The sequence below is a fragment of the Delftia sp. DS1230 genome, assembly GCF_040112715.1.
GTDB lineage: Bacteria > Pseudomonadota > Gammaproteobacteria > Burkholderiales > Burkholderiaceae_C > Comamonas > Comamonas tsuruhatensis.
This window is the reverse complement of sequence record NZ_CP157763.1, coordinates 17,272-37,008: the sequence shown is the minus strand read 5'-3', so window position 1 is coordinate 37,008 and position 19,737 is coordinate 17,272. Positions and strand designations below refer to the sequence as shown.

Here is a 19,737-nt window from a genome sequence, read left to right as displayed (position 1 = left end):
TAACTTACGAGAAAACATCACAAAAAAAGCCTGTCATGTAAAACTGTGGATAGAAGATGATCAACTTTCAAGTTATCCACAGAAAAATCCGTGACATGCAATCTATCCCCGTTGGCAAGACACCAGGAACAGGGCGTTGACCACATGTTTTTCAGTACGCTAGATCCTTGTTTTTTTTAAGGTAATGGCAGTTATCCACAGAGATATCATGCCTCTACTACTACGACTATTCTTTATAAGAAGATCAAAGAACAACCAAAGGCGAAGTCACGCCGGGAAGCCAAGGCAGCCAGGTTTGCCAAAAAAACAGACGCGTGAGCTTGGCTGGAGCCAGGCAAGTGCAAAGAAGGACTGCGCTCCAGCGAAATTGGCGCGCCTGTCTGCAAAAAATCCGCAAGACTCCTGGGCGATGGCCTTGCTCATGAAGACAAGACGTCACCCGTCACCCGGTTGGCATGCAGGTGAACGACGGCCTTTTTCACGCCAGGCTGTGAACAACCAGGGAAAACTTCGAGGAAACGGCGTCTCTCGCACGGGCACATGCGGACACGCCAGAGGCCGCCGTTGTTCATTCAAAAAAATTCAATCCTTGATCTGGGCCCTGCAAGCGGCCTGTGCATCCGAATCAGGAGCAGCTGATCCAGCACTGGCAAGGGCAATCACGAAAAGTGATGGCTGCAGCACTGCAGGGAGAAAGGATGGGAATCAGGCCGTCTCTCCAACGGCCCGCAGACAGCGCAAACACCAGGCAGATGCCAGGACCCCTGCAGGGGCGCCAAAGCGCTTCCTGGGGCCGCCTGATGGCCTGTGGGCCGTGATCTCCGGGGGTGGTCGGCAGGTGTGGCCTGCGAGGTCGCGCAGGTCCTTTGAACCTGTTGCCGGGCGCCGCATGCATGAACGGATCCCGTGGAGTGAAGTTGCCCACAGGCTGTGTGCAAATGGCCTGTGGGCAATCGGGAGGATGGTTTTCAGGAAAATTGCCTGAAATCAAGGGCTTATGTGGATGGAGCGAGGTGGAGGAAACGGAGAGGGGCTGGTTTCCCCGTTCTTTCCACAGCTTTCGTCTCAGCGTGCCGGGCGGCGCTGCAAGGCAAAGGGCGGCAGGCCCTTGAGCAGCTGCTGGCCATAGCTGGTGTTCACCAGGCGCCGGTCATAGCAATACACATGGGCCTGGTCTTCCTCGGTGCGTATGGCGCGGCCCACCCACTGGGCCAGGCGGATCGCCGTGGCCGGCACCACGAGTTCGTTGAAGGGGTTGCGGCCGCTGCTGCGCAGCCATTCGGCGCGGGCCTCGCCCACGGGGTCGTCGGGCGGGGCAAAGGGCAGCTTGGTGATGAACAGGGACTCGCACAGTGCGCCGGGCAGGTCCAGTCCCTCCCCGAAGGACTGCATGCCGAAGATGATGGAGGGCTCGCCCATCTCCACGGCATCGCGGTGGCGTGCCAGCAGCAGGGCGCGGGGCATGGCCGTCTGCACCAGCACCTGCGAGCGCATGGCCGTGGACAGCGCATCCACCGCCAGGCGCATCTGCTCGCGCGAGGTGAACAGCACCAGGGCGCCGGCCTGCACACGGGACAGGTCGCCCAGCAGGGCGTCCACCATCTCCTGGGTGAAGCGGGCGGCCTCCTTGGGATCGGCCACGGTTTCGCGCGCCACCAGGGTGCCCTGGCGCGCGTAGTCGAAGGGGCTGGGCACTTCCAGCGTGGTCACGGCCGCATCGTCGTGCAGGCCGGCCTCGCGCAGGAAGAAGTCGAATTGTCCACAGCTGGTCAAGGTGGCCGACGTGAGCACCGCGCCGCGCACCTGGGACCACAGGTGATGGCGCAGCGTGGCGCCGGGCAGGATGGGGCTGGCATGGGCCTTGACCACGATGTACTCGCCATCTGTCTCCAACGTGAACCATTTGGCATTGGGTACGCGGCTACTGTCGTCATCCTGCACCGGCTGCTGCATCAGCAACTGGGCCGTGTCATAGACGGATTCCAGGCGGGGTGCCAGTGCGCCAACCTGTGCATAAGCTGTAGACAGCCTGCGTGCTTCCTCTGGATTGTCCTTGATGGCGGCGCGCAGCGCCTTGGAGATGGCGCGCAGCGCGTCCAGAAAGCTGTTGGCATGGTGGGCCGCCCTGCCCAGCGGCTCCAGCAGGGGCTCGGGCAACATGCCGCGCGGTGCGCGCACCCGCGCCGGCCCCCAGCTGTCCTTTTGTGACTTGAGCGTATCGCCGTACAGCTCCATCACCAGGCGCGCCAATTCCTGCAGCTGCTGGCGCAGCTGGCTGGCATGGCTGGGCAGGTCGGCCAGTTCCTCCACTTCGACCAGGGTATTCACGCGCAGGGCGCGGCTGGTCAGCTTGTCTATCCAGCCCAGGCGGCTCAGGTCCATCTCGCCGGCGAACTGGCCCAGCGCCGTGGCGGGCAGATGGTGGGCTTCGTCCAGCACCAGAAGGCAGTTGTCCAGCTCGGGCAGCAGCCGCGCGCCCAGGGAGGACAGCAGCAGATCGTGGTTGGCCACGATGACTTGGGCGGCCACCAGGTCCTTGCGGCGCTCGTAGTAGACGCAGTTGCTGAAGGCCGGGCAGTGCTTGCCCGTGCAGGACGAGGATTCGGCCGCCACGGGGCTCCAGGCCTCGGCCTCGGGCGGGGTTTCCAGCGAGTCGCGGTCGCCGTCCCAGGCCTGGCTGGCCAGCGCGTTGGCCATGCTTTTGTAGAACTGCATGCGCGCCTCCAGCTCCAGGGCCGGGCGTGCCACGCGGCTTTGGGCCTGGGCCTTTTCCTCGGCGAACAGATCGTCCAGATCCTCGTCCTGGGCCTCGCCAGTGCTGGCCAGCCGCTCCAGCTTCAGTTTGCAGACAAAGCGGCCCCGGCCCTTGGCCAGCGCGAACTTGAAAGGCTGCTCCAGCTGCTGGGCCAGCGCGGGCAGATCCTTGTTCACCAGCTGTTCCTGCAGCGCCACGGTGGCCGTGGAAATCAGCACCCGGGTGCCGCGCGCCAGCGCCATCGAAATGGCGGGAATGCTGTACGCCAGCGATTTGCCCACCCCCGTTCCGGCCTGCACCACGGCAATGGACCGGGTGGGCTCCGGCGCGCCCTCATCGATTTTTCCCAGCTGGGCCTGGCTCAAGGTCTGCGCGACCTGGGCCGCCATTTTTCGCTGCCCCTCACGATTTCGGAACCCCGGGATGGCTCCGACCACGTCATCGAAGGATTTCAGGGCTTGGTCAGCCCATTTTTTTTCATGCATTTCGGCGTATTTCGACCAGATGGATCACTTTGGTCCGTCTGTTTATAAGGATTCGTACAGTGATATGTATTAAATAAGATGCGAAATCTTATGGAATACAGCGCACAAAGCGCGTTTTTCGTATGCCGTACAGCCTACAAGCTGCACGTCATATGGATCACTGCACCCGCCAATCGCATGTGCGTACAGGTGGGTATCGGTGGCCGGGATGGACATCTGTCCACCGGCTGTTCCTGGATTGTTCCCATGGCCGTTGATGGCTGTGCGCGTGGCTGCATCCACAGTCTTGCCCACAGCTGCCAGGGTGTGCGGCCTGTGGTCAATCTTGTGTGCATGCTGTTGGCATGCCTGTGGATTGATGGAGTGATTGTCGCGATTCATCGTTGATTTGCAACGAATTTTTCGCGGATTAAGGTTTGCTGCAATTTGCAGAAGGTGATGGAAGTTGTCACCACTGTGGAAAACAGGGCCTGTGCAGATCTCTGGCTTTGCAGGGCACATTTTTCCCCGGGATATCCACAGGTCTGCCGCCGCTGCGGCCTGGCCTGGGTCCCACGCCAGGCGGCAGGTCCGGGACCGCGCAGGCTGTGCGCCGCGGACCGCGCCGGATCTCGCAAAAGTCCGGCAAAGGCACAGACCATCCCCGCCGGGGACAGGTCCCGGGGGCAAGCCCAGGGCATGCGAGTGCCTTACCAAACGGTAATGAAGGCTTCACGCACGCCGGAAGATGCGTTTTCTAGCATCTGTTTCATCTCAGGAGACAAGGGGCGGCTCGCTGCAGTCCCTGCGCTCCAGGCATGGATTGAAGGGGCAAGAATGATCAAGACACTTGCGGGCCTGCCCACGGCAGCCCGGTTTCCGGCGGCCTCGGCATGCGCCGTCATCGCCGTGGCCTGCCTTGTGGCGGGCTGCGATGCATCCAAGGCATCGGCACAGAACGAGCCTGCCGCGCAGGCACCCGCGCCCGCCGGCGTGGTGCGGGTCAAGCCCGAGTCGCTGAAGATGCTGGACATCGCCGCGGTGGCCGATCCGCAGGGCACGCAGATGGCCTGGGCGCCGGCGCGCGTGACCTTTGCCGAGGACCGCGTGGCCACCGTCTCGGTGCCGCTGGCCGCGCGCGTGGTGTCCGTGCGTGCCCACGTGGGCGACATCGTCAAGGCCGGCGACGAGCTGGCCACCCTGGTCAGCCCCGAGGCGCTGCGCGTGCGCTACGAAGTGGAAGCTGCCCGCAGCGCGCATGACGTGGCCACCGTGGAAGTGCGGCGCCAGCAGACCATGGTGGACAAGGGCGTGGGCGTGGAGGTGGATCTGCGCGCGGCCCAGGCAAAGCTGCGCGAGTCGGCCCAGGAGCTGGCGCGTGCCCAGGGCACGTCGGCGCTGCTGGGGCAAGGCGGCGGCGACCGGCTGGTGCTGCGTGCGCCGCGCGCCGGCGTGGTGGCCGAGCGCAAGGCCGTGGTCGGCGCCTCGGTCGAGCCCAGCGGCGAGCTGTTCCTGATCGGCGATCCCGCCGCCATGAACGTGGTGGCCGATGTCTTCGAAAGCGATCTGCCCGGCATCCGCCTGGGCAGTGCCGTGCAGGTCGATGTGCCGCAGCTGCCCAAGCCCCTGACCGGCACGGTGCGCCACCTGGGCGCCACGCTGGACAAGGAATCGCGCCGCGCCTCCGTCATCGTGCAGCTCGATGCGCAAAACCCCGTGCTGCGTTCCGGCATGCAGGCGCGCGTGGGCCTGCAGGTCTCCAACGAGCACGAGATGCTGATCCCCGTGACGGCCGTGCTCATCAAGGATGAAAGCCGCAGCATCGTCTTCGTGCAGACCGGCGAGCTGCAGTTCGAGGCCCGCACCGTGGTGCTGGGCCGGCCCTCGCGCGGCATGGTGCCCGTGGTGTCGGGCCTGAAGTCGGGTGAGAAGATCGTCGTGCGCGGTGGCCTGCTGCTCGACGGCGCAGCCAGCCAGCTGCTCTGATCGCGGCAAGGAGTCCCATCAATGCTGCGTTCCCTGATAGCGTTTGTGGTGCACCGGCGGCTCGTCGCCCTGTGCGCCACCCTGATCATCGCCATCTATGGCGTGTATTCGTACCTGCACACGGCCATCGAGGCCTATCCCGATGTGACCAATGTGCAGGTGGGCGTGATTGCCCAGGCGCCGGGCCTGGCCCCCGAAGAGGTGGAGCGCCAGATCACCCAGCCGCTGGAGCGCGAGCTCAACGGCACGCCGGGCCTGGTGTCGCTGCGCTCGGAGAGCTACTTCGGCCTGGCCATGATCAACCTCGTCTTCAATGACGAGGCCGACAGCTTCCATGCGCGCGCCGAGGTGTCGCAGCGCCTGCCCCAGGCCAATCTGCCCGACGGCGTCACGCCCGAGATGGCGCCCGACTACACGCCGCTGGGCAAGATCTTCTACTACCGCCTGAAGAGCGACCGCCACACGCTGGCGCAGCTGCGCACCGAGCAGGAATGGCGCGTGGTGCGCGTGCTCAAGCAGGTGCAGGGCGTGGCCGATGTGGTCAGCATCGGCGGCTTCGTCAAGGAGTACCACGTCGAGGTCGATCCCGAGAAGCTGTATGCGCTGGGCCTGTCGCTGGAAGACGTGAGCGATGCCCTGTCCAAGTCCAACCGCAACGTGGGCGGCGGCCTGATGCGCCGCGGCGAGCAGTCGCTGATCATCCGCGGTATCGGCCTGCTGCGCACGCCGCAGGAGATCCAGGGCGTGGTCGTGGCCATGCGCGGCAGCGCGCCCGTGACCATTGGCGACGTGGCGCGCGTGGTGCAGTCGCACACGCCGCGCCAGGGCTCGGTGGGCATGGACGATGCCGACGACGTGGTCCAGGGCATCGTGCTGCTCAAGCGCGGCGAGAACCCCTCGGTGGTGCTGGACCAGATCCATGCCAAGGTGGCCGCGCTCAATGACGGCGGCCTGCCCGAGGGCATGCACATGGAGACCAACTACGACCGCTCCGATCTGGTCGGCCACACGCTGGGCACGGTGCAGCACAACCTGCTGTTCGGCGCCACGCTGATCGTGGGCGTGCTGTGGCTGTTCCTGCGCAGCCTGCGCGGCTCGCTGATCGTGGCCACGGTGATCCCGCTGTCGCTGCTGGTGGCCTTCATCGGCCTGCACCTGCTGGGCATGCCGGCCAACCTGATCTCCATGGGCGCCATCGACTTCGGCATCATGGTGGACGGCGCCGTGGTGCTGGCCGAGAACATCATCCGCAACGCCCGCCTGCGCAAGCCGCAGACGCAGGCGGACATGCGCCACATCATCATCGACTCGGCCGTGGCCGTGGCCAAGCCCACGCTGTTCGCCATGGCCATCGTGATCGCGGCGCTGATCCCCGTGTTCTCGCTGGAAAGCATCGAGGGCCGCATCTTCCGTCCGCTGGCCATGACCTACAGCTTCGCGCTGCTGGGTGCCCTGGTCTTCGCCATGGGCCTGGTGCCGGCGCTGTGCGCGCTGTTCCTCAAGCCCCAGCACGTGATGGTGGAAGAGCCCAAGATCTTCGACCGCGCGCACCACGGCTACCAGCACTGGATCGGCAGCCTGCTGGGCGCCGGGCGGCGCCGTGTCATGGTGGTGGTCGCCTCGCTGGCCATCCTGGTGGCGGCAGGCCTGTCGGCGGCCTGGCTGGGCACGGAATTCCTGCCCGAGCTCGATGAAGGCGACGCCTACGTGCTGGTGCAGATGCCGGCATCGATCTCGCTGGAAAAGGGCCAGGAAGTGCTGCGCGACGTGCGCCTGCGCCTGAAGACCTTCCCCGAGGTCATCACCGTCACCACCGAGCAGGGCCGTCCCGAGTCCGGCACCGACAACGAGACGCTGAACCTGGCCAAGGTGCTGGTGCGCCTGAAGGGCCACGGCGAATGGCGCAAGGGCCTGACCAAGCCCCAGCTCATCGAGCAGATGCGCGCCACGCTCAGCGAGATTCCGGGCGTGTCGTTCAACTTCGCCCAGCCCATCCGCGACAGCGTGGAGGAATCGACGTCCGGCGCGCGCGGCCAGGTGGTGCTCAAGGTCTTCGGCCCCGACATTCCGCAGCTGCGCTCCATCCTGCAGCAGACCGTGGACCTGGTGAAGGACATCGACGGCGTGGTCGACCTGGGCCTGTACCGCGACGCGCCTGCGCCCCAGGTGCACGTGGAGTTCGACCGCCAGGCGCTGGCGCGCCAGGGCATTGCCATGGAGACCGCGCAAAAGACGCTGGAGGCCGCGCTGGCCGGCAACATCTCCACCACGCTGTGGGAAGGCGAGTACCCCGTGCCCGTGCGCGTGCGCCTGCCCTACGTGGACCGCATGGACGAGGAACGCATCCGCAACATCGCCATCCCCCTGCCCAATGGCGCTGCGGGCGGCTCGGTGCCGCTGCACTCCGTGGGCCAGGTGGCCATCAAGATCGGCAACTCCTCCATCTTCCGCGAAGGCAATGCACGCTACATGGCGCTCAAGTTCAACGTGGAAGGCCGTGACATCGGCTCCGTGGTCAAGGACACGCTGGCCACGTTCAAGAAGAACGTGAAGATCCCCGAGGGCTACCAGGCCGTCTGGGGCGGCGAGTGGGAGAACCAGCAGCGCGCGGCCGCACGCCTGAAGATCGTGGTGCCGCTGTCGCTGATCATCGTCTACGCCCTGCTGTTCGGCGCGCTGGGCCAGGCGCGCAGCGCCGGCATCATCTTGCTGTGCGCGCCCTTCACCATGGTGGGCGGCATCGCGGCCCTGCACTTGGCGGGCATCGAGCTGTCCATCAGCGCGGCCATCGGCTTCATTGCCTTGCTGGGGCAGGTGGCGCTGGCCGGGCTGCTGGTGATCTCGGCCGTGGAGGAGCTGCGACGGCAGGGCATGCCCATGATGCAGGCCCTGGTCGAGGGCGCTGCCGAGCGCATGCGCTCCATCGTGCTCGTGGCGCTGCTGGCGCTGCTGGGCCTGCTGCCCATGGCGCTGTCCACGGGCGTGGGCAGCGAGACGCAAAAGCCCTTCGCCTCCGTGATCGTGGGCGGCATGGTGGTGCTGCCCCTGGTGGCCCTGGTGCTGCTGCCCGTGCTCTATGCGCTGCTGGGCCCCAAGAACATGTTGACGCAGGAAGAACTCGATGAAAAAGAGTGATAGCCCCCTGAGCGGCTTCGCCGCTTCCCCCTCTCGCTTCGCGGGGGGGACGACGCCCTCGCCGCGAGGCGGCTCTTGCTCGGCGTCCCTGGCTTTTGGTCGCGCCGGTTTTGCAGGCAGCGCCCGTTATCGGGCCCTGTTTGTGGCTGTGGCGCTGTGCTGGGGGACGGGTTCTGCGCTTGCGCAGCAGGCTGTACCCGCTGTACCCGCTGTACCCGCTGTACCGGGCGGGGCGGCTGTGCCGGCCACCACTGCGGCGCCTGCCTCCGAGGTGGCTCCGGCGGCTGCGCCGCAGCAGCCGGTGGGGATGCAGGAGTATCTGCAGATGGTGGTGCGCAACCAGCCCCAGCTGGCTGCGCAGCGACTGCAGATCGGGATTGCGCAGGCGGACAGCCGCACGGCGGCGGCGTTTCCCAATCCTTCGGCGTCGTACAGCAGCAAGCCGGGCGAGAAGCAGTGGGGCATAGAGCAGCCGCTGCCCATTTTCGGCCAGCGGCGCCTGCGCATGGAGAACGCGCGCAAGGGCGAGACGGCGGCGCGCGCCAATGTCGAGGTGGCCGTGGCCACCACGCTCAACGATGCAGCCACGGCCTTCATCGACCTGCTGATGACGCAGCAGCGCCTGAAGGTCTGGCAAGAGGCGCAGGAGGCCCTGAACAGCGCGGGCAATATCGTGCGCGGACAGATCGAGGCCGGTGCGCGCAGCCGCTATGACGGCGCGCGCCTGAGCCTGCAGCAGGCCCAGATGGCCATGCAGGTCAGCCAGGCCCAGTCGGACTGGCAGGATGCCGCCTCGCACGCCGCCGCCCTGGCCGCCCTGCCCCAGTGGGCACCGCGCGCCACGGGCAGCCTGCAGGCCGTTCCCGTGGCCCAGCTGTTGCACGAGCAGGAACTTTGGGAGGCCGCGCGCCTGCGCCTGCCGGCCCTGGTGGCCGCCCAGGCCGAGCTGGACCAGCTGCGCCACAAGGTCGAGCTGGAACGCCGCGAAGCCCTGCCCACGCCCAGCATCAGCGTGGCGCGGGTGCGCAACCGGCTGGACGGCAACTACAACCAGATCGGCGTGTCGGTGGAGCTGCCGCTGTTCGATCGCCGCGAAGGCCCCATCGCGCGTGCCCAGGTGGAGGCCGAGCAGGCCCAGCTGCGCTACGACGCCGCGCTGATCGAGGCGCGTACCGAGCTGCAGCGCGCCATCAGGCAGCTGAAGCTGCGCCGCGATGCCGTGCGCGCCTACGAAAAGCAGGGCCTGGCGCAGATCGCGCCGCTCAACCAGATGGCCCAGGACGCCTACAAGCTGGGCCAGGGCTCCATCCTGGAGCTGATCGATTCGCTGGCATCGATCAACGAGCACCGCCTGGAGCACCTGGACCTGGTCAAGGAAATGATGCTGGCCGAGTGGCAGGTGCGCGTGGCCAGCGGCGATCTGCCGATGTGGGCTGCGCCCTGACGGTTTCATGCGGCGCGGTGCTTTGGGATGCCGCGCGGCCCTGCCCCTAGCTGGAAAGAGGTGGTCAACATGCCGGCATCCCCACCGATCTCGGCGGAGTCTGGCGCGCCGTATAGTGTCTGCCTCAGTTTCGAGTCAGGCCCTGCCGCCCGCATGTACCGCTATCTCATCATCGAAGACGACGCGCTGAACGCGCGCTACATCGCCGAAGGCCTGCGCCAGCAGGGCGCGCAGGTGGCGGTGTGCAGCGATGGTGTGCAGGGCATCGCCATGGCCGTGGGCGAGAGCTGGGATGTGATCATCCTCGACCGCATGCTGCCCAACGGCTTCGACGGCCTGCAGATCCTGCAGACGCTGCGCTCCATGGGCAAGCAGACGCCGGTGCTGGTGCTCAGCGCCCTGTCGGCCACGGACGAGCGCGTGCGCGGCCTCAAGGCCGGCTGCGACGACTACCTGACCAAGCCCTTTGCCTTCTCCGAACTCTCGGCGCGCCTGGAGGCCCTGGTGCGCCGCGCCCAGATCCCGGCCCCCGCGCGCGAGATGCGCCTGGCCGACCTGCGGCTGAATCTGCTCACGCGCAGCGCCGAGCGCGCGGGCCAGCCGCTGGCGCTGCAGCCGCGCGAGTTCCGCCTGCTGGCCTTTCTGATGCAGCACGCGCACCAGATCGTCACGCGCACCATGCTGCTGGAGTCGGTGTGGGACTACCGGTTCGACCCGCAGACCAATGTCATCGACGTGCACATCAGCCGCCTGCGCGGCAAGGTGGACAAGGGCTTCGAGCCCGCGCTGATCCACACCGTGCGTGGCGTGGGCTACAGCCTGTCGGACCGGCCGCAGGACCTGCCGCAGGTGGCCTGATCCCATGTCGCTGGCCAAGCCCTGGAGCTCCACGGCCTTCCGGCTGGCGCTGACCTACGGCGTGCTGCTGGTGCTGACCATGTCCATCGTGCTGTCGGTGTTCTACGTGCAGACCGTGGGCGTGCTGCGCATGCGCATGGACAGGCAGGCCGAGAACCACATGCGCCGCCTGGTCGAGCACCGCGACAAGTACGGCGAGCCCGCGCTGGAGGCCGAGATCCAGCAGACCCTGCTGGACGGCGTCAACACCGATACCGAAATCCTCATCCTCATGGATGGCGACGGCAATCCCATCATCGGCAACGCCGACGTGGTGCCCGCACGCCGCCTGACGGAGATGGGCGTGCGCGATCTCAAGGTGCGGCGCAACGGCCGCATCATCGCGGGCCGCGTGGCCGTGGCCCAGCTGTCCGACGGCAAGCTGCTGGCCGTGGGCAGCGACATGCAGGTGCAAAGCGATGTGGAGGAGCTGTTCGGCCGCGCCAGCCTGCTGGCCGGCCTGGTGGCCCTGGGCATGGCCGTACTGGGCGCCGGGGCCTTCCGGCGCGTGGTGGAAGAGCGTGCCGCCGACATCCGCAGCACCATGGCGCGCGTGGCCACGGGCGACCTGCGCCAGCGCATCCCGGTCACGCGCCGCGACGATGAGTTCACGCTGCTCAACCGCGACATCAACACCATGCTGGACCGGCTGGAACTGCTGATGGACGGCATACGCCATGTCTCCAACACCATCGCCCACAACCTGCGCACGCCGCTGACGCGCATCCTGCTGCGCCTGCGCAATGCCCAGCAGGCCACGCCCGAGGAAAAGAACGAGACGCTGGCGCTGGTGGCCCAGGAAGTGGCCGAGCTGGGCGTGGTCTTCGACAAGCTGCTGCAGATTGCCGAAGTGGAAAGCGGCGCCAGCCGCAAGAACTTCGCGCCCGTGGACCTGCGCGCCCTGCTGGTCGACGTGGTGGAGTTCTACGAACCGCTGGTCGAGGACGCAGGCGGCGTGCTGCGGCTGCAGGTCGAAGGCACGCCCATGGCGCTGGGCGACGGCGACCTGCTGGCCAGCGCCGTGGCCAACCTCGTGGACAACGCCATCAAGTACGGATCACTGCCCGACAGCGACCACGGCGCCGACATGCTGCTGCGCGCGGGCGTGGCCCACGAACACGGCATGGACGGCGGCGCATGGGGCGTGGAAATCATCGTGCAGGACCGCGGCCCCGGCGTGGACGCGCAGACGCGCGAGAAGATGAGCACCCGTTTTTACCGCGCCGAATCGGACCGCGAAGGCTATGGCCTGGGCCTGGCCAGCGTGCTGGCCATCGTGCAGCTGCATGGCGGCAAGCTGGGCTTCGAGAACATGCATCCGGGCCTGCAGGCGAGGATCTGGCTGCCCGGGTTGCCCACGGCCTGAAGCCGTTTCAGCGGTCCTTGTGACCGTAGGCGCAAAAGCCGGGCTTGGGCCCCTTCTTGGGGTGCAGGCGACAGGTTTCGGGCCGCTTGTCGTAGACCGTGCAGCGCCGCGACTTGGCATCCAGGAAATTGCAGTCCCCGCTGGCGCGCCGCGCCATGGTGAAGATGTTGTGCTTGGGGTTGTAGTGGTCGATCAAGCGCATCTTCATCAGCCGCTTGGCGATGAGCTTGGGCTCCACGTTGTCCACCTCGAACGGATCCACCAGCTCCAGCCGTACCAGATCGGGCAGCTGCACCTCCAGCGGCATGGTGCAGCAGTTGGCCGCACAGCTGTCGCACATGCCGGGCTTGTATTTGCTCCAGGAGTCGAGGCGGTCGACGTCGACGATGCTGATGGGGGATCTCATGGGTGGGCGATGGGCGTGTGCAGGGCCGCTATTTTTCGCCAGAAAGCCTGGCGGCGGTTGCCGCGCCGGCGTAGCCAAGCGAGGGGGCGGGTCTTTGGGGGACGCCGCCCCTGCATCCATCCCCTGGCCTTCAGGCCGGCCGCTTCCTCAACAGGTATTTCTGAAACCCGTCGGACACCCGCTCGGCGCGCTGGTTCAGCACCTCGGTGGCCAGGGTCAGCACGCCCGTGGTGTTGCCGGGCTTGAGCTCGGACACCGTCAGCGTGCAGTACAGCGTGTCGCCCACATGGACGGGGGCCAGGAAGCGGCTGCCCTGCTCCAGAAAGCCCTTGAGCGATTCCTCGACCATGTGCGGGAACAGGCCGGCGCCTGCCGCCGTCTGTATGGCCACCTGGTAGCCGTGGGCCAGCATATGGGGCATGCCGCGCGCACGGCAGTACTCCACGTCGTAGTGCACGGGATGGTTGTCGCCGCTGGCCAGCTGGAAGGCGGCGAACAGGGCGTCGGTCATGGTGCGCGATGGCAGGGCGAAGACCTCGCCCAGCGCGAAGTCTTCAAAGTAGCGCTGGGCGCACAGGGATGGGTGGCGTGGCATGGCGACTCTCCTCAGTTCGCGCTCATGTGGGCGGCCCGGGCGACCTTGCCCCATTTGTCCAGCTCCTGCTTGAGGAAGGCGGCCAGCGCCTGGGGGCGCGGCTGCTTTTCCAGCACCAGGCCCATGTCGTAGGCCTTTTTCTGCAGCCCGGCATCGTCCACCGTGGCCTGCAGGCTGGACTGCAGGCGGGCAATCAGCGCTGGCGGCGTGCCTGCGGGGGCGAACACGGCGTTCCAGGTATAGGCCTCGTAGCCGGGCACCTGCTCGGCAATGGCAGGCGTGTCGGGCGTCTGCGGCAGGCGCTGGGCCATGGTGGTGGCCAGCAGGCGCACCGTGCCCGCCTTGACCTGGGCCAGGCCTGTGGGCGCGCTGTCCAGCATGAAGGCCAGGTGCCCGCCGATGAGGTCCTGTATGGCTGGCGCACTGCCCCGGTAGGGCACATGCTGGGCCCGGGTGCCCGCCATCAGGTTCAGCAGCTCCGCGCCCAGGTGCGGTGCGCTGCCCACGCCCGCCGATGCATAGCTGACCTGGCCGGGCCGCGCCCGCAGATAGGCCAGGAAATCCGGCAGGCTCTGCACGGGCAGCCGCTTGTCCACCACCAGCACCAGCGGCGCCCTGGCGAGCAGTCCCACAGGCGCGAAGTCTTCCTCCGTGCGGTAGCCCAGCTTGTCGTGGATATAGGGATTGACGGCATGCGCCACCGTGGTCAGCAGCAGGGTGTAGCCGTCAGGGGCTGCCTTGGCAACCGCCTCCGTGCCCACCAGGGTGCCGGCACCCGTGCGGTTCTCGATCACCACGGGCGTGCCCAGCTTCTGGCTCCAGACATCGGCCATGGCGCGGCCGAAGGTGTCGGTGGGGCCGCCTGCCGCGTAGGGAATCACCAGCTTGATGGGGCGCGCAGGATAGTCCTGCGCTGCGGCCGCGCCTGCGGCCAGAAGCAAGGCGGTGATCAGGGTTTGGCGTCTTGCCGTCTTGAAGTCCATAATTTTCTCCGTTGTCTCCTGGCGCCGACTATAGAAATGCGCTGCCAATGCGGCCAGTCGAATCATTGATAGGGCGGTTAGAAACCGTCTAACACCAAGGAAATGCTCCCGGCGGGCATGCAACGGATGCGATATGAATTGACGGATCTCAGGGTTTTCCTTGCGATTGCCCAGGCCAAAAGCCTCAGCGCAGGCGCGGCTGAAATGCATTTGACGGCGCCATCGGCCAGCTACCGGCTCAAGAATCTGGAGCAGGCCATGGGCGCATCGCTGTTTGAAAGAACGTCCAAAGGCATGGTGCTGACCCCGGCGGGAATGACGGTCAAGAAATACGCCGATTCCATTTTCGGCAGTGTGGACCGCCTGCACGGAGAAATGCAAAGACACATCAACGGAATATCAGGCCATATCCGCGTCTTTGCCAACAGCAGCACGCTGACGGGAATCGCGCCCGTGCTCAGCCGCTATCTGGCCCATTATCCGAACGTCAATGTGGACCTGGAGGAGCGCCTGAGCGAAGACACGGTGCGCGCCGTGCTCGACGGCAGTGCCGATGTGGGCCTGGTGGCCGGCCAGATCGATCTGCATGGCCTGCACGCCATCACCTATGGCCACGATGAACTGGTGTTTGTGGTGCCCGCTGGCCACCCCTTGGCCGCCAGCAGCAGGGTGCCGCTGGAAACTGCGCTGACCTACGACCTGGTCTCGATCGGCCGCAAGACCAGCAACTTCCTCTACCTCCAAGGCATGGCTTCCAGGCTGGGCATGAATCCAAGGGTACGTGTGCACGCACCAACATTCGAGGCCGTGCTGCAGTGCGTGCAGGAAGGCGTGGGCATTGCGCTGGTGCCGCGCTCCATTGCCCGGCCGGCGCTGCAGGCGCGCAGGCTGGCTGCCGTGGGCCTGGACGAGGCCTGGGCGCAGCGCGAGCAGAAGGTGGTCACGCGCGAACCCGAAACCCTGCCCGCCTATGCCCGCGATTTCGTGGCCTATGTGGCGGCCCAGCCTTTGCCCGAGGAAGGCGCCGTGCAGGAATCCCTGCCTTAGAAGATTTGAAATTCCGCTTAGAAAATGCCGACTGGCTGGGTGATGGTCGCACTTCTAGAATGCGGCGAATCGAATATTCGCCTCGTTCAAGAAAATGCAGACACGCCCATTGGATGGTTTGACGGTATTGGCCATGGAACACGCCGTGGCAGGGCCTTTTGCCAGCCGGCAGCTGGCGGACCTGGGTGCCAGGGTCATCAAGCTGGAGCGATTGCCCGATGGGGATTTTGCACGGGGCTATGACGACAAGGTCCATGGTGAATCATCCTTTTTTGTCTGGGCCAATCGGGGAAAGCAAAGCCTGGCTGCGGATATCAAGACCGCCGAGGGGCAGCATATCGTCGGGAAAATACTGGAAAACGCCGATATCCTGATCCAGAACCTGGCCCCGGGTGCCATGCAGAGAATGGGCATGGATTTCGACAGCCTGCATGAAAAATATCCGCGTCTCATCGTCTGCGATATATCGGGCTATGGCGAGGGCGGACCGCTCAGCGACAGGAAGGCTTATGACCTGCTGATCCAGGCGGCAGCCGGCCTGATCTCGGTCACGGGCACGCCCGACCAGCCCGCACGCGTGGGCATTTCCATCGCCGACATCGCGGCCGGCATGTATGCCTACTCGGGCATTTTGTCCGCCCTGCTGCAGCGCGCCCGCACCGGACGGGGCCTGCGCGTGGAGGTGTCCATGCTGGAGGCGCTGACCGAATGGATGGCCTACCCGCTGAACTTCGCCCACTACGGCGGCACGGCGCCCGCGCGCAGCGGGCTGACCCATCCTTCCATCGCGCCCTATGGCCAGTACACGGCCGGTGACGGCCAGAGCCTGATCTTCGGCCTGCAGAACGACCGCGAATGGCACAGCTTCTGCACCCATGTGCTGCAGCAGCCCGCGCTGGCGCAGGACGCGCGCTTTGCCACCAACCTGCAGCGCGTGGCGCACCGTGCGGAACTCGATGCGGTGATCGCATCCGTGCTGGCCCACCTGAGCCGCGAACAGGCCATGCAGCGCCTGGATGCAGGCGGCATCGCCAACGCGCCGCTCAACGACATGCACGCGGTCTGGAGCCATCCCCAGCTGAAGGCACGCCAACGCTGGCGCGAAGTCGCCACGCCCGCCGGCAGCGTCCAGGCCCTGCTGCCCCCGGCCACGCTGTCGGATGCCGAAGCCGCCATGGGCGCCGTGCCCGCGCTGGGCGAGCATACGCAGGCGCTGTGGGAGGAGTTTGGCGGGCAGGCTCGAGGCCGGCAAGAGTGATGCCCGATGGGTCCAGGCGGGCGATGGTGGTTGAACGACGCAACCCATTCGAGCGTGGCGAACTCGACCGCTTCCTTGGTTGTCATCGGCTCTCTTGAGAGGGACGAAGAGGGTCGCGCTCAGGCCGCGAGCGCTGCGCGCAAGCGCTCGATTCTTCGCCGCCGCTCGGCGCGTGCTTCGAGCGCCTGCGCCATATCGACTTCGACAAAGCGTGCCTTGTGGTTTGGCTGCATCTGGGCGATGAGATCCATGTCGGCGCTGATGACGGTGCCGACCATCGCGTAGCCGCCGCCCGAGACCGCATCGCGGTGCAGGATGATCGGTTCGCGTCCGCCCGGCACCTGGATGGAACCGTACGGGTAGCCCGCATCGACGATGTTCGACGGGTCGTCGCCCGCGCCGAATGGCGGCGTGCGCTCGTGGAACTTCAGCGGCGTGCCGTTCTTGTAGCGGTAGCCGATGCGGTCGGCCTCGGAACCGACGGTCCAGGTGTCGGCAAAGAAGCTTTGCACCGACACCTCCTGCAGTCGGTGAAAGTAGATGCCCGGCAGCACACGCAGGACCACTTCCTTGTCGAGCACCGGCAGCAATGCGGCCTGCACCGTGCGACCCGCGCGGGCGGCGGCGGACGGTACACCCACGGGCAGTCTGTCGCCGGCCAGCAGCTTGCGTCCGTTGAAGCCGCCGAATGCGCCCAGGCCGTAGGTCGAGCGGCTGCCCAGCACCACCGGCACGTCGATGCCGCCGGCCACGGCGATGCACATGCGCGCGCCGAGTTTCATGAAGTCGAAGCCGAGCCTGTCGCCGGCCTGCACCGCGAATGCGGTATTGCGTGGCACCTCATTGCCGTTGAGCTTGATCTTCGCGTCGGCGCCGGTCACGGCCACCAGCGCGGGCGCGTCGAACTGCAGCTCGGGCCCGAGCAGCGTGCTTTCGATGACGGCCGCACCTTCGTCGTTGCCGACCAGCAGGTTTGCGAGCACCAGGCTTTGCTGGTCGAGCGCACCCGACAGCGGAATGCCCAGGTGGTAGTAGCCGGGGCGGCCGGCGTCCTGCACGCTGGTCGCGAGGCCGGGCTTGAGCACTTCAATCGCCATGGAGCACTTTCAGGAGCTGTTGGTTGTAGCCGCCCGGGTCGGCCAGGAAATCGTTGAGCGAGAACGACACTGGTGCGATGCGCAGCGCGTAGGTGCCGGCCTCGACCTGCGCGATCTGGCGGTCGTACTCGGCGCGGTCAATGGGCTTGTACTTGACGATGTCGCCGGGCTGGAAGAACACCATCAGCTCCTTCAGGTAGGACAGCCGTTGCGCCGGGTCGAAGATGGGCGCGGGCGTGACACCGAACATCTGGTAGCCGCCCGCACCACGCACCGAGTAGATGCAGCTGAAGCAACCGCCGTGGCCCAGCGTGAGCCTGGGCGTGTCGGTGCGCGGGCTCAGGTACTTGGGCACCTGGATCTGGCGCTGGCGCTCGACCATCTGGAACAGAAAGGGCAGGCCGGCCACGAAGCCGACCATCGACACGAACCAGGGCGCCGACGAGTGCGCCTCGATGAAGGCCTCGACCGAGACGTGGCCGTTGATGCGCGCCGCGTACTCGATGTCGGTGCCTGACGGGTCCTGGTGCCGCTCGCGAAAGCGCATCAGCGTCTCGTGTGTCCACGGGTCGTTGTAGAGCACGGGAATCTCGACGATGCGCGTCTGCATCTGCAGGTCGGCATCGCCCAGGCCCGCTTCGATGTCTTTGAGCATGGCGAGCAGTGCGTCGGGCGCGATCGCATCGGGGTCGAAGCGCACGAGGTAGGCGGCGTTGGCGGGACAGATCTCGGTCACGCCCGTGATCTCGCCCGCCTGTGCGCGGCGGCGCAGCTCATTGCAGATGGCCATGCCCTTGAAGAACGCGGGCAGCGACATCTCTTCGCTGATCTCGACGAACAGGTGCTCGTCGCCGCCGAAGCTGTAGCGGGCCTGGGCGGGGAGGGTGCTGGCAGCGGTCATGCGTTCACCTCCGCAAGTGGAGCGGGTGCGTCGGCCAGCGGATTCACCGCCAGCCAGGTTTCGAGAAAGCCCGTGTGGAATGCGGCCTGCGCCACGCCCGCGTCCTCGCACAGTGCGCGGTGCAGCGGGATCGTGGTGTGGATGCCTTCGACCTGCAGCTCGTCGAGCGCGCGCCGCATGCGGGCCAGCGCACCGGCGCGATCGGTGTCGTGCACGATCAGCTTGCCCAGCAGCGAGTCGTAGTACGCCGGCACGGTGCAGCCGGGGAACAGCATGGTGTCGAAGCGCACGCCGGGGCCGCCCGGCACCACGAGCTGCGACACAAGGCCCGGGCTCGGCATGAAGTTCTTCGCGGCGTTCTCGGCGTTGATGCGCACCTCGATGGCCGCGCCGGTCAGCCGGATGTCTTCCTGCTGCAGGCGCAGCGGCTGGCCGAGCGCGATGCGCAGCATCTCCTTCACGAGGTCGATGCCGGTGATCATCTCGGTGACGGGGTGCTCGACCTGGATGCGCGTGTTCATCTCGATGAAGAAGAACTCGCGCGTGTCGTCGTCGTACAGGTATTCGAGCGTGCCCGCGCCGCGGTAGGCCACGGCATGGGCCAGCCGCAGCGCCGATTCGCACAGCGCCGCGCGCGTGGCCTCGCTGATGGCGGCCGAGGGCGCTTCTTCCCACACTTTCTGGCGGCGTCGCTGCAGCGAGCATTCGCGCTCGAAGCAGTGAACCACGCGCTGGCCGTCGCCCAGGATCTGCACCTCGATGTGGCGCGCCTGGCGGATGAAGCGTTCGAGGTATACCTCGCCGTTGCCGAAAGCGGCCTGCGCTTCCGCCGTGGCGGTGGCGAACTGCTGGCGCAGCTCGGCTTCGTCATGCGCCACGCGAATGCCGCGCCCGCCCCCGCCGGCCGAGGCCTTGATCATGATGGGGTAGCCGATGCCCTTTGCCAGCGCGACGGCGGTGTCGGCGTCTGTCACCACGCCCACGCTGCCGGGCACGGTGGGCACGCCGGCCTTCATGGCCGCGGCGCGCGCGGCGGCCTTGTCGCCCATGGTGCGGATCGCGTGCGGCGTCGGGCCGACGAACACCAGGCCCGCGGCCTCGATGCGCTCGGCGAACACGGCGTTTTCCGACAGGAAACCGTAGCCCGGATGCACGGCGCCGGCGCCGCTGTCGGCTGCCGCTTCAAGAATGGCGTCTACGCTCAGATAGCTCCTGGTGGCATGCGCCGGGCCAATGCGCACGGCTTCGTCGGCCATGCGCACCGCGAGGCTTTGCGCGTCAGCGTCGCTGTAGACGGCGACGGTCTTGAGGCCCAGTTCCTTCGCGGCGCGGATGATGCGCACCGCGATCTCGCCGCGGTTGGCGATGAGCAGTTTGTCGAATGCGGCGGTCATGGTCCGGGG

General features: G+C 66.6%; 14 protein-coding genes. 7 read left to right on the top strand and 7 right to left on the bottom strand.

The window, feature by feature from the left end:
- Positions 1–1,065: 1,065 nt before the first annotated feature.
- Positions 1,066–3,240, bottom strand: a complete 2,175-nt coding sequence (dinG, locus tag AAN986_RS00130) for an ATP-dependent DNA helicase DinG (protein ID WP_082138049.1) — start codon at positions 3,238–3,240, stop codon at positions 1,066–1,068.
- 816 nt (positions 3,241–4,056) lie between these two features.
- Here dinG and AAN986_RS00125 point away from each other — a divergent pair.
- The 5 genes from AAN986_RS00125 (at position 4,057) to AAN986_RS00105 (ending at position 12,047) form a co-directional block, all read left to right on the top strand.
- Positions 4,057–5,205, top strand: a complete 1,149-nt coding sequence (locus AAN986_RS00125) for an efflux RND transporter periplasmic adaptor subunit (RefSeq protein WP_016454185.1) — start codon at positions 4,057–4,059, stop codon at positions 5,203–5,205.
- Positions 5,206–5,226: 21 nt separating this feature from the next.
- On the top strand, positions 5,227–8,340 hold the full coding sequence (locus AAN986_RS00120; RefSeq protein WP_016447267.1) for a CusA/CzcA family heavy metal efflux RND transporter: 3,114 nt from the start codon (positions 5,227–5,229) through the stop codon (positions 8,338–8,340).
- Positions 8,327–9,784 (top strand): TolC family protein, encoded by a 1,458-nt coding sequence (locus AAN986_RS00115; RefSeq protein WP_047217524.1) that lies wholly within the window; start codon positions 8,327–8,329, stop codon positions 9,782–9,784. The genes AAN986_RS00120 and AAN986_RS00115 overlap by 14 nt, the downstream gene beginning before the upstream one ends.
- A 153-nt stretch (positions 9,785–9,937) precedes the next feature.
- Complete coding sequence (locus AAN986_RS00110) at positions 9,938–10,642, top strand: response regulator transcription factor (RefSeq protein WP_017407046.1); 705 nt, start codon at positions 9,938–9,940, stop codon at positions 10,640–10,642.
- Positions 10,643–10,646: 4 nt separating this feature from the next.
- Positions 10,647–12,047 (top strand): HAMP domain-containing sensor histidine kinase, encoded by a 1,401-nt coding sequence (locus tag AAN986_RS00105; protein ID WP_046239392.1) that lies wholly within the window; start codon positions 10,647–10,649, stop codon positions 12,045–12,047.
- Between the two features lie 7 nt (positions 12,048–12,054).
- On the opposite strand, the gene AAN986_RS00100 is transcribed toward AAN986_RS00105, so the two are convergent.
- The 3 genes from AAN986_RS00100 to AAN986_RS00090 all read right to left on the bottom strand — a co-directional run bounded on the left by AAN986_RS00100 (position 12,055) and on the right by AAN986_RS00090 (position 14,031).
- A complete protein-coding gene (locus AAN986_RS00100) occupies positions 12,055–12,453 on the bottom strand; it encodes a YkgJ family cysteine cluster protein (protein WP_013799932.1) in 399 nt (132 codons plus the stop codon).
- A gap of 130 nt (positions 12,454–12,583) precedes the next feature.
- Positions 12,584–13,048, bottom strand: a complete 465-nt coding sequence (locus AAN986_RS00095; RefSeq protein ID WP_047217523.1) for a MaoC family dehydratase — start codon at positions 13,046–13,048, stop codon at positions 12,584–12,586.
- Between the two features lie 11 nt (positions 13,049–13,059).
- Positions 13,060–14,031, bottom strand: a complete 972-nt coding sequence (locus AAN986_RS00090) for a tripartite tricarboxylate transporter substrate binding protein (protein ID WP_016447264.1) — start codon at positions 14,029–14,031, stop codon at positions 13,060–13,062.
- Positions 14,032–14,157: 126 nt separating this feature from the next.
- Here AAN986_RS00090 and AAN986_RS00085 point away from each other — a divergent pair, with 126 nt between their 5' ends.
- Positions 14,158–15,078 carry a LysR family transcriptional regulator gene (locus tag AAN986_RS00085; RefSeq protein ID WP_026062803.1) on the top strand — a complete coding sequence of 307 codons (921 nt, stop codon included), beginning with the start codon at positions 14,158–14,160 and terminating at the stop codon, positions 15,076–15,078.
- A 133-nt stretch (positions 15,079–15,211) separates the two neighbouring features.
- The gene (locus tag AAN986_RS00080) at positions 15,212–16,336 is read left to right on the top strand and encodes a CaiB/BaiF CoA-transferase family protein (protein ID WP_047217521.1); all 1,125 of its coding nucleotides are present in this window, start codon (positions 15,212–15,214) and stop codon (positions 16,334–16,336) included.
- A gap of 119 nt (positions 16,337–16,455) precedes the next feature.
- Here the strand turns inward: AAN986_RS00080 and AAN986_RS00075 are convergent, their stop codons facing one another.
- The 3 genes from AAN986_RS00075 to AAN986_RS00065 are packed head-to-tail and all read right to left on the bottom strand — an operon-like array spanning position 16,456 to position 19,728.
- Positions 16,456–17,433, bottom strand: a complete 978-nt coding sequence (locus tag AAN986_RS00075) for a biotin-dependent carboxyltransferase family protein (RefSeq protein WP_047217520.1) — start codon at positions 17,431–17,433, stop codon at positions 16,456–16,458.
- Positions 17,423–18,334 carry an allophanate hydrolase subunit 1 gene (locus AAN986_RS00070; RefSeq protein WP_047217519.1) on the bottom strand — a complete coding sequence of 304 codons (912 nt, stop codon included), beginning with the start codon at positions 18,332–18,334 and terminating at the stop codon, positions 17,423–17,425. Before AAN986_RS00070 ends, AAN986_RS00075 begins: the two co-directional genes overlap by 11 nt.
- Entirely contained in the window at positions 18,331–19,728 is a 1,398-nt protein-coding gene (locus AAN986_RS00065) for an acetyl-CoA carboxylase biotin carboxylase subunit (protein ID WP_047217518.1), read from the bottom strand. Before AAN986_RS00065 ends, AAN986_RS00070 begins: the two co-directional genes overlap by 4 nt.
- Positions 19,729–19,737 lie beyond the last annotated feature (9 nt).